At 56.6% G+C, this 10,881-nt stretch carries 7 protein-coding genes; all 7 read right to left on the minus strand.

Annotation, left to right across the window (positions count from 1 at the left end):
* Positions 1–70: 70 nt before the first annotated feature.
* Positions 71–2,263 (minus strand): BREX-5 system phosphatase PglZ, encoded by a 2,193-nt coding sequence (gene pglZ / locus C443_RS20260; protein ID WP_005538803.1) that lies wholly within the window; start codon positions 2,261–2,263, stop codon positions 71–73.
* Between the two features lie 3 nt (positions 2,264–2,266).
* Positions 2,267–6,529 (minus strand): BREX-5 system adenine-specific DNA-methyltransferase PglX, encoded by a 4,263-nt coding sequence (gene pglX / locus C443_RS20265; RefSeq protein ID WP_005538804.1) that lies wholly within the window; start codon positions 6,527–6,529, stop codon positions 2,267–2,269.
* A 136-nt stretch (positions 6,530–6,665) separates the two neighbouring features.
* Positions 6,666–8,387 carry a hypothetical protein gene (locus C443_RS20270; RefSeq protein WP_005538805.1) on the minus strand — a complete coding sequence of 574 codons (1,722 nt, stop codon included), beginning with the start codon at positions 8,385–8,387 and terminating at the stop codon, positions 6,666–6,668.
* On the minus strand, positions 8,380–8,649 hold the full coding sequence (locus C443_RS21970; protein WP_005538806.1) for a hypothetical protein: 270 nt from the start codon (positions 8,647–8,649) through the stop codon (positions 8,380–8,382). The genes C443_RS20270 and C443_RS21970 overlap by 8 nt, the downstream gene beginning before the upstream one ends.
* A 2-nt stretch (positions 8,650–8,651) precedes the next feature.
* The gene (locus tag C443_RS21975) at positions 8,652–9,059 is read right to left on the minus strand and encodes a hypothetical protein (protein ID WP_005538807.1); all 408 of its coding nucleotides are present in this window, start codon (positions 9,057–9,059) and stop codon (positions 8,652–8,654) included.
* A gap of 85 nt (positions 9,060–9,144) precedes the next feature.
* A complete protein-coding gene (locus C443_RS20280) occupies positions 9,145–9,957 on the minus strand; it encodes a DUF6036 family nucleotidyltransferase (RefSeq protein WP_005538808.1) in 813 nt (270 codons plus the stop codon).
* A complete protein-coding gene (locus tag C443_RS20285) occupies positions 9,954–10,874 on the minus strand; it encodes a helix-turn-helix domain-containing protein (RefSeq protein WP_049944186.1) in 921 nt (306 codons plus the stop codon). The genes C443_RS20280 and C443_RS20285 overlap by 4 nt, the downstream gene beginning before the upstream one ends.
* Positions 10,875–10,881 lie beyond the last annotated feature (7 nt).

The following is a 10,881-nucleotide window of genomic DNA, read 5'->3' on the forward strand; positions in this document are numbered from 1 at the left end:
GAGTCAGTGATATTCTTCCAGTACAACTGTGGTCTCTTGAATATTGTCCCATCGCGATGGACCAGGACAGCTACCCCTGCGTGATGCTGATGAAATCGAGCACGAACTCCTGTGGGAGCAGGCCACCGTGGTAGAACCGTGCGTCCCCGAGGCCCTGCTTTTTGAACCGCTTGAGCGGGCTCGCAAGGACGCTGACGTTAGCGTCAAGATACCCCAGTCGGGAGCTGGAGTCGAGTAGCACGCCGGGTGAATCCGCGTCTACGTCCTCGCCGGCAATCCATCGCCGACCGGAGTCTGACGCCTCCATCGGCCGTGAGATCTTCTCCGGTGACGCGCTGTCCGGGAGCAGGACGAACCCGTGATCGGTCAGCACGTATGCCTGGTCCCACTCTCCCTGTTCGAGCTTCGTACCGATGAACTCTGCGAGCGAGTCGACGCGTCGGGCCAGCATCGCCTCGAGATCGCTGAGTTCCTTCTCGCCGATGTCGTCGAGGTCGTTTTTGAAGTAGGCGACACGCGTCGACTGCCAGCCGTCCTCCGTGTCGCGAGTGACCGTCCAGCCGTCGCCGTGCAACAGCGAGTTCCGTCGATTCGTGTTCACCTTTCGGTTGTTTCGAAGGGGTTGTAACTCGCCGTCGACCAGCGAGACGTCGAACATCTGGATCTCTCCCGGCGTGAGTGCGGCTTTCCCGAATTCAGTCTCCGAGGGCAGCGTCCCGAGCCAGACGTCTTCGTCGACGGCGAACTCGGGGGCGTCGGCCGGGAGCGTCGCCACGTAGTCGCGTAACTCGTCCGCGAGCCGGCGTGCGAGGTCGAGTCGGAGGGCGTCGATAACAAACAGTGCGACCGTCTGGCCGCTTTCGAGGCCGTCGGATTCCTTGGTGAAGAACTGATAGGAGTGGTCCTCGTCGACGAACGGAGCGCCGGCCTCGACAGTTTCGGTGACGCGGTCTCCGAGGGCTTCGAGGTACTCGACGTATTCCGACTGGAGGTGCGTCCGGAGGTCGTCGAGGGTATCGACGGCAGGATGGTCGGAAGGGAGGTCGGACTCGGGCGCGCCGGCGACGACGAGGTTGAGCACCGCGTTGTCGATCTGCCACGTTCCGTCGTCCGGGTCAGCGTACAGTGAGACAACGTCGTCGGTGGCTCTCTCGTCCCACGTCTCGAGCTGGTGTGCGAGGCGGGCGACCTCCGCGGCCTGCTCCCACGTCTGCGTCCACGGACTGTCTGGACCGTAGGCACCGCGGTAAGTGCCACGGAAGTCCTCGCTGCCAAGGAGGGCGTCGTAGCGCTCCTCCGCGCGCGTGAGACACGCCTCGTAGTCGCCGGCGTCGAAGGATGCGTGCCACGCCTCCCAGAGACGCCGTTCGAGAGCGGCGTCGACGAGACAATCCGCGAGTTCCCACGGCTCGTCGACGTCCGCGACGATGTCGGGCCAGGTCGCTTCGCCGAGATAGCGGTCGGCAATGAGACCGGCCGAGGTGGTGTTGTTCAACAGCGACTTGAGTTCGGGGAGATCGTGATCGCCGGCCGTTTCGGCGCGGAACGCCGTCGGGAACCGTTCGGCATCGACACCGGCGTGGATCAGCCACTCGGCGACGCCCCACCGACGCGTCGCCGCGACGATCCCCGCGGGTTCGTCCTCGCTGGCGACCGCGTCGACACCCTCGCTGGTGAGCAAGTCCTGCATCTGCTCGATCGTGTCGGGGCTGTCGTCGATGTCGCCCCAGCCGTTCTCCAGCACGAACGCGACCGGATCGGTGTAGCCGCCGGTGACGATTCGCGTGCGGAGCTGTTCGAGCGTCGGGAGCTGGCCGCCGGTGAGCTGGTCGTGGAGAATCCGCGCGATCTCGCGGCGCTTTGCGGGGTCGTCCGACCGCGTCGTGGTTTTCAGCTCCCACGCGTCGAGTTGCCCGCGTTCGAACGCGTGGATAGTGAGGTCTTCGATGCTCATCTCCACCTCGCCGCCCGTGTGCTCGACGTCGCGGAACCAGTCGAAGTCACCCTCGGTGTCTTCGGGCTCCTTGACGTGTGGGACGTACCAGACCTGTTCGCCGTCGACTGGAGCAGCACGGAGTTCCAGCGGCGTCCCCTCGGCGACTTTCAGATGCACGCCGAGTTCGTCGCAGGCCTGCTTGATGATGTCCTCGAGATAGTTCCCGTCGTCCCACCAGAGGACGATCGGGTCTGCTGATTCGGCCCGGTCGAACTCGCTTCGGATGGTGTCTTTCGCGGCTTCAGGGAGGGTTTGTGTTGCTTGCATACTTCAGAGCACCTTGTCTTCGACAACCTCTGGGACGATGCTCTTCTCAGCGAGCGGCGTGATGTTGATCGCGACGCCGTGCTTGTGGACAGGCTGGTAGCCGGTGGTCGTCACCTCTGAGAGCGCGCGCTCTTCCCAATCGTTGGGGATGTCCGCAGCGACCTCGTCACAGTCTTCGGATATCTCATCAGCCAGTTGCGTGTACTCGTCAACGTCGGCGGCGAGTTCCGAGAGAAGCCGCTGCCGTTCAGAGACACCAGCATCCCCGATTTGGGCCTGCCCGGCATCCTCGAACTGGTCGAAGTAGTACGTCATGAACAGAATCCCGTTGCTCGCGTAGTGCGAGGAGCCGACGAGATCGTCGTAGTACTCGAAGAGATCGTAGAGGTGAGCTTCGACGGGTTCGGTGCCAGCCTCGGCGTATGCCTCGAAGGCGGTCTGCAGGTCGTCGAGCGCGTCGATCCACTCGTCCTTGTTCCCCTGAACGGTCTCGTAGAACGAGGGGCTGAACAGGTCTCCCATATCCACGTCCTCCAGATCGGCGAGGGTTTCGAGAGTGTCTAGCCGTGACGCTGTCCGCTCCCGGAACTCCGCCACGCGTTCGGCTGCCTCGGCGGCGCGTTCCTGCTTCTCGTCGGGCCACTCGCGTGGGGAGGGTTCGGAAAGCTCACCAAGCTGCTCTTCGAAGGCGCTGAGCTGTTCGAGACCGCTCTCACAGCGTTCGTACTCCTCGGCGGCGTCGGCACGCTCAGAAGCCGAGAGCGATTCATCATTACGGCGGCTGTTCGCGGCCGCGCGCCGCTCGCGAAGGTGCGTCCGTCGAGGTTCGAGGTACTGATTCTGTAGACGGTCGAAGATACTCGCGTCTAACTGGTGGTAGTCCACGAGGCAGCCGAACCCTTCACCTTCGGGATCCGAGACGAGTCGTTCAGTCGAGAAGCGCCAGAGGATCGGCGTCCGATCAAACTTCGAGATATGGTACTCGAACAGGTCGTTTTCGAGCCACGCGCGGAGATTCGGGTATGCCTCATCACTCGCGCTCCGGTTTCCGAGTACCTCGTCGGCTTCCGCGAGGCGATCAGTTGCGTAATTACCCCAGACGCGTTCGAACTCCGCCTCGATGTGGGTCAGGAGATCGTCTTTTCGGTCTATTTCTGAGAGCGGGACGATGCCGTCGTCGGCGTCGTGGATAGCTCGGAGAGTGAAATGGAGAAGGAGGTCTTTGACCTGTTCGGGGAAGTCATCAGAAGGTTCCGTGATCGATTCAGGATCGTGATCTTTGCGCTCACGAGGGTCTTCGTTCGTGCGAAGGGAAATTTCCTGAAGGACGGTTTCTCGATTTTGAGCCGAAATATCGAACTGGTCAAAGACAGCCTCATCAATTGCTCCCGCACATGATTGGAGGTTATATTCAACTTGTTCGAGGTGCTTCGCAGCTATAGTGCCCAATTTCGACAGAGGGCTACCTTTTTTAGCGGAGAAATCAGGCTGATCAAGCTCCAACTCCTCGCGAAGTCCTTTATGGGGGTGGTCGAATTTCTGGGGTGAAGTCTCTTCTCCAAGAACGCCCAGTAAGACCGGACATTCGTAATATGGAGACGCAAAATCATACCGTCTTTTAGAGATCAAATGGCCTACGATTTCACGCGAAAGACTCTCAAGTCTGGTGTTGCTACCTAATTCGTCACGCCATGGGAGTTTTGAGACATATCCAACTTCCCATTGACGATCAGGAGTTTGACAAACCATAAGATAGGTTACAAGATTGCTGTTTGTGTATGAGAGAACATTCCACGGGCTCCGGGAAGGGATATATGCACAGCCTGCACGGCCAAATATTGATTCAGGGTGAAGGTAACCAAACCTTCGGCCGCTTTCTTTCATATACGTATATGTGAGGGCTTCCGTGAAGAAATACTGCGTATTCTGCGGCCTAGAACCCTCATACCTGCGTATCTCTTCTCCACTATCTCCCCACGCAACTGTGAGATTTACTTGCGGGAGAATCCAAGCATCCTCGCCTCCTTTAGCAAAGGGTTTCCAATAGGTGTAGCTGTCAACCTCCCAGTATTTTCTGACGAATCTGCCGTTATTACCTGTTATCAAGCCCTGCTTTGCGTCGCCCAAGCTCTTCCTATCATTCAACCTTCCATTATCTGCATCGAGAACAGTATCTGAATCATATAAGGATCTGATTTGTGGGGGTGCCCAGTATGAGATTGGACTACCGGGAATTTTGTCGAACTCGGACAGAGGACGAGAAAAGAGACGCTCGATATTGTCATCTCCCTCTCCGAATGCTGTATTTAGGAACGTACCCTCCTTTCTGTGAGAATTCACATCATGAAGTCGGAAGAACGTACCTGTAGATTCCTGATCGGCATAATTGCCAACTCGGACGACTGTTCCTGCAGTTCGGACGGTTGCATTATCAAGTACGTCGTTACCGTATTCAGCCAAGAAATCGAAAGACCCCTGCGCTCCAATGAAGTCCTCCCTAAACTCTTCAAAGGAGCTTTTGAACATAAATGTCCGAGGGACAATCATACTCACCCTTCCATTTTGTTTAGTAACTCTGTTGCAAGCCTCAAAGAAATTGATATAATACTCTGCAGCGTATTTATAGTGGTCTCGCACATAGTCCCGCACATCTGGGGGCATTCTTCCACTTGCTCCATATGGCGGATTCATAAGCGAAACATCGTACTCTTGGGTCAGTACAACTAGTAGATTCAGGAAGCTCTTGAGGTTCTGTTCTCCGAACGAATCGCTCGTCCGTTCTTCGACAGCTCGCCGGAGTGCCTTCAAAAAGGAGTGTAACGACTGATGAGCCCCCTCATTGTAGTCGGTGAGTTCGGACTGTGTCTTGCTGGAGTCGAACACCTCCTCAAGCGTCCCACTCACGTCAAGGAGGCTCCCAAGAGCTTCCGTGTGCTGGAACGTGTCGATGATGTCGCCTAGCGCCTCGCGTAGGTCAGTTCCCTCGCCGGTGATGTCGTCCAGCACTGCTGCGCCTTCCTCGACCTCCGCCACGCGGGCGTCCGCACAGACGATGTCGACGTTGGGCATTTCGAACTGGCCGTCTTCCTCTTCGGTACGTGTTCTGGCCTTCAGATACAGATTGAACGCCGAGAGCTGACACGAGCGCAGGTCGATATCGACGCCGTAGAGGTTGTGCTCCAGCACCTTTGCCGGGATTTCTGCACGGTCGAGGTCGGTCTCGGCCCACCAGATGCGCTCTAGTACGTCGAACGCGTACAAGAGGAAATGGCCGCTCCCGCAAGCGGGGTCGATGACTCGCAGTTCCGAGGGATGGTCAAACTCGGGGGCGGCACCCGCTTCCTCGTCCGGGATAAGGTACGTACAGAGTTCGGGAACGGTCGGGCTGTCTTCCGGCGTGACTAAGCGTTCCTTGCGCTCCTCTGGACTGAGCGCCTCGGGCTCCGGTACTGTCGATTCCTGTCCTGTGGCTTCGAGATAGAGCTTGCCAAGAGAGTTGTCGGTGAGCATCCGGACGACCCAGTGCGGCGTATAGAACTGATTCGCCGGCCCCACGTCCTCCGGTTCGAGCGTGTTCTTCGCGTCAAGTGCCTCGACGACAGGTCGGTTGTAGTACTCGTAAACCCAGCCCAGCACGTCGTCGGCCCGCCAGACCTCATCTGGCACCTTATCAAGCAGACTGCAGAGGTCTTCGTAGGTGTCGTCGTCAGGGTCGATCTGGCTGTAAGCCGTCGAGCGGTCGAAGAGGATCTCTATTTCATCAGCGAGGTCGTCGCACGCGTTCCGATAGGCTTCGAGGACGGCCTCCTCTTCGAGCATGAACTCCTCGGTGACTAGCCGGTCTGCGGCGGGCGTGAGACCGTCGTCGCGGAAGGCCGTCACTTCGTCCTCGATGAAGTCCCGGACTTCCATGCAACGGAGCGCCGCCAGACGGTTGACAATGGTGTAGCCGACGCCCGTGATATACTGCTCGTGAGCGTCCTCCCAACTGTGACCATCGGCGGCTTCGAGTTCGATAGCCTCGACCAGGTTTTCCTGCGCCTCGCTCAGGGACGCGTCGTCGTCCTCGCGAGCGTCAGCGAGGGAGGGCTCGTCGGAGCTTGCTCCGACGGTGTCGGGTTTTACGTCGAGGCCGTACTCGTCTTCGAGCTGGTACCGAACGTTCGCCTCGACGCGGTCGCGCATCTCGGTAACGACATCTTCGAGATGCTCGCGTTCTTCCTTGTCGAGCTGCGCCTTGCGGGGGTGGGTAGATTGTCCGTCCATACGAGAATCCGTGATGTTTCAAGCAGAGCCATTGCGATGTCTTGAAGATTGTCCATATCGGCCACCCCGCTTGCGGAGAGAACATCTCCCACAATATTAGGTATGCGAAACAGGTCAATGTTGAGGTGTGAGGCTCTTAGGCCAGATCCTCGGCACGTTCGTTCAGATCAACGAGCCTACGCACTAGCTCTCGAACCGGAAACAGATCTCCGTGGTTAGCATCTACCGCCCAGAACTCGACCTCGTTCTGGAACATATTTCCGAACTTCTCGTTGGTCTTCCTGTTGATCGTCTTTAGATTTCGCAGACAGGTCAGATTCGGAATGATGATGTTGATCCTTTTGATGTTCACTCCCTCGTACTTCTCTATTGTCCGATTTATCGTCCGATGGTCAGAACCAAAGAGTGTCTCGATTTCATAGACTTCCTTTGTCTTTGAATTGTACACGTCTGGTCGGATCTCAGAGTGAGCCCAAGGCTCAGTTTCTGTCTGGACTCGCTCACGCATATACTCCCAAGGGTGATCTCCCGCTGGATCCAGATTCTCCTGTCTGAGGAGGAAATCGACGACGAAGCACTTCAACAAATAATGGAGGTATGATTCTTCTCCCTGATTGTGACTGGTGATCTCCTCAATTACACCCTGATCTGGCTCAATTGCCTGCTTGAATTTCTCTTCACCGGCGTGGAATAGCGTATCGAGATCACGCTGATCAGTCTCCAGATAGACATCGCCCCACGCTAGCCGGACGAGTTCCCGCTTAACATCGTCAGGAAGGTCGCGTACCCGGAGCGGTCGAATATTGACCGATTCGCGAACGTCTTTTGTTGAACGCAAGTTCTCATACAGAGCACCAGCAAATTGTTCATCGACAAAGAGCAGGAGATAGCCGAGTGTCTGCGTGAAGAACTCATCGATACGGGAGTGGAGACGCTCTAGATCGGCATCCCCTTTCTCTTCGATTAATTCTCGCGTGATACCCTCTTTTTCTTCAACTCTACTGACAAACCCGAAGTAGTCACTATCCGAATCGTCTAGTGATGAAATTCGATTCTGAACCCGGGTGTCCTCTACCGATGCCGCTTCTCCGGAAGTGAACAGATCCGCGAGTGGACGCCCCCCTACGATTTGCCGAAACTGTTCTCGGCAGAGTGTTTCCAGTGTTTGTCTATATCGCTCGCTCTTTCTCGTCCCTGCCACGATGCAGACTGGTTCATCCATGCTGATAGAGCCTGCCGGCATTTTGAAAAGAAGGTCATAGAGATCTGGTGGAGTTCGCAAGCCAGCATCTCCAGCGCCCTCATCAGAACCTTCTACAGAGGTGTCGGTTTCCTTCCTACTATCCGATTGTTTCTCTTCAGTCACCGATACACTCTCGGTCGATGTATCTCCCTCAGTTGACGTTATATCGCGATCATCTTCGAGAGGCTCGACTTGCATGAGGTTTCGAGGTGGGAGGCCGACCTCGACGCTTTCGAGGGAGCTGTGAAGCGGCGTGACTGGTTGGATCCGTGCTGACTCCCAGATTCGTAGACGGGGTACGGCGGGGTCAATCTCAGGGTAAGTTTCATCCGAAAAGCTCCCACCGGTCTCAATCGTAATGGGGGTAATCCTTAGAGTCTCACGGAGTCCCGGCTTGCGCTGAACTACCGGGAGAGGCTTTGATGTGATGACGTGTGGTTGGATTTCGAAGGCGAAGCGTTGGGGTTTCTGCGCATTATCGATCGCTTCTGCAGTGGTCTTCTTGACCCCGACCGAATAGCTTGGCTCAGGAATTGAGTCTGTTACCCCTTCGCGCTGAATTCCATCCTTTCTCTTCTCAGTACGTTTCGTTCGTTTCGCCGATCTCTTAGTCATCGCTGGGAAGGTTCGAGTCTACCACACCCGGATAATCCATTATAACACTCTCAAACCGAAACTCGCCGTTGCTATCCCGCAAAACATCCAGTTCGGATACCAAGAACCGCTTGATATCCCGTATTCGGCCCTCCTCAATATCGGTGAGTTCCTCAATACGTTCCGTGTTGAGTCGGTAGCCGTTCTGTTGGTCGCCGTACTTCCGCATCACGTTGAAGATTGAACGGATTTCTTCACCATAATTTGGCTCGCTAACGGCCATCTTCAACTTGTGATCGATCCATTCACGCCGGGGATTCGGAATCTCTTCATCAAGGTATTACCTAGAAGCCGCCGCCTTTCCTCATCATCGAAGAACTCCATAACGTCGTTAATCAAGGAGGACAGGTCGCTACTCGGGCCTCGGTGGTCCGTTGAAACCTCCTCTTCACTAATCTCCAGCCCAAAACCTTCCGTGAGGAACTCTTGCGTTTCCATTCGCTCAAAGAGTTCAGGGTACGCGTACCGCATCTGTCGGCGCTCTTCGGGCAACAAATGAACCATTTGACTCACATAGTTCCGCGTGGGTGAGATTGCTACCATCGCCTCAAACAGGTGTGAAAGGTGCTCTTTGAACTCCTCTTCAGAAACCGGAGTTTGATCGGGTTCTTCTCGGGATTCGGTCTCACTCATATGCTATATTATCTACTACTCGCATATAGAACCCCAGAACAAATAAGCACATGTAAGGCCGTCTAACGTCCCAACGATCCGACTCTCACAGGGTCGTCGATTGCTTCACGATCTCACCCTCGTCGACGATTACGACCTCTTTCTCTTCCAGACTTCGTACCGCTTCATCGATCTCCTCGTCCGTGTGGTCGAGCCGGCTCCGGAGTTCGGACAGCGCAATCGACTCGTCGAAGGCCTGCAACACTTCGAGTTCCCGGTACACGCGTTCGGTGATTTCGGAGACCCGCTCGGCCAACGGCGTCGAGATATTGTGTTGCTCTTCGAGTTGCAGCAATGCCTCGTTCGCGTGGGTGACGAACAGCTCCTGTCCCAGCAAGTCGCTCTGCTGCTCCAACTCGTCCTCGATAACGTCGAAATCGAGTTCGGTCTGTACGAGCGAAAACATGTCCTCGATGTCGTCCGTTCGCCCGGCGACCGACTTGAACAGGAAGATGTCCTCGGCACTGACCAGCGCGACCGACAGCCTCCTGGCGTCGAGATAGGTTTTGCTCCGCCGGCGCATCCCCTCCGAGAGGACGAGCTTGTCGATCACCTGTTGGTTGAAAATGTCGATACGACACCCGTCGTCGTTCTCGAGGATCCGCTGCGCTCCGAGGTCGCCGTACTCCTCTCCGGGCTCTTTGACGATGTCGTACCCGTTGTCAAGCAAGACTGCCTGTAGCACTCGAAGCTCGTCGCCGCCGCTAACGATGAGGTCGATGTCCTTAGTGGCGTTCTTGAGACCGCGGAACGACATCGCACCGCCGCCGATCAGAAAGACAGTCAGTTCAGTTTCGAGTTGCTTGCCGACCCGTCGCAGTTCAGACTCGATGTACTCGCTGTCGAACCGCCGCCTCATACTGCCACCCCGTATTCGTCGGCGAGCTCACGGAACTCCTCCCACCGCGGGAGGCGTCCCGACCGACTTCCCCCCTCAGTATCGAGGTATTCGAGGAGGTTCGACACCTGTTCGTCGACCTCGTACTTTTGCGCGGCTTGGAGTACTTCGTCGCGGTCGATTGCCATCTCGCTGAGCAAGAGGAGGCAGTAGGACTGCGAGCGCGTTCCGTCATCGATCACGATCATATGACAACACAACTCCGCCGGCGATACCTCTGCAACTGTCTCCGAGTACAGGTAGTACCGACGCTGACGAGCCATCAACGGGAGGTCGTACGCTTGGAACAATTCCGGCCCCGTCAGGTGGAACGCATCTTCCTCGATATCGGTGTGGGTCTGGACGAGAAACTCATCCAGTGATTCCCAGAGAATTGTGAACGACTCCGTGTGGTCTTCGATGCGGTGTCTGTGCCGCAAGTGCGCAAACTCACGGGCCACGGTAGATAGCTCCTCGAAGTCGTCGTTGAGCCTGTACTTTCCGTCCGACTTGTATACCATCCCGCGGTTTTCCAGTGGGGACAACGACCGATGTACCGTGCTCCGATGAACGCCCACTTGTTCCGCGAGTTGGCTGGCACTCGCCGGCGACTGCAGGCAGTACAGAATCCGTAGCGTTGCGCCGCCGAGCAATTCGGGAAACGGAATATGGGTGTACCGTTGGACGAAACTGTCGAACAGTTCTATGGCTCGGGCGTCTGACCGATTGATCTGCTTTTGCTTTCCCTCACGGCTGGTGTGAACCAACCCCTTCGACTCCATTCGGGTAACGAGTTCGGACATGTAACTGCGACTCCGGTTTAGTTCCTCGGCGAGTCCCGAAACTGTCGACTCTCCTTGCAAGGCTTCCAGCGCCCGAAGCTCTGCCTCAGTGTACACTATGTTG

The sequence above is a fragment of the Haloarcula argentinensis DSM 12282 genome, from assembly GCA_000336895.1.
GTDB classification, from domain to species: Archaea; Halobacteriota; Halobacteria; order Halobacteriales; family Haloarculaceae; genus Haloarcula; species Haloarcula argentinensis.

Bases quoted from the DNA above. Each gene is read 5' to 3' on its own strand.
- C443_RS21975 (WP_005538807.1), bottom strand. From the start codon at position 9,059: ATGAGTGAGACCGAATCCCGAGAAGAACCCGATCAAACTCCGGTTTCT.
- C443_RS20280 (WP_005538808.1), bottom strand. From the start codon at position 9,957: ATGAGGCGGCGGTTCGACAGCGAGTACATCGAGTCTGAACTGCGACGG.
- C443_RS21970 (WP_005538806.1), bottom strand. From the start codon at position 8,649: ATGGCCGTTAGCGAGCCAAATTATGGTGAAGAAATCCGTTCAATCTTC.
- pglZ (WP_005538803.1), bottom strand. From the start codon at position 2,263: ATGCAAGCAACACAAACCCTCCCTGAAGCCGCGAAAGACACCATCCGA.
- C443_RS20270 (WP_005538805.1), bottom strand. From the start codon at position 8,387: ATGACTAAGAGATCGGCGAAACGAACGAAACGTACTGAGAAGAGAAAG.
- pglX (WP_005538804.1), bottom strand. From the start codon at position 6,529: ATGGACGGACAATCTACCCACCCCCGCAAGGCGCAGCTCGACAAGGAA.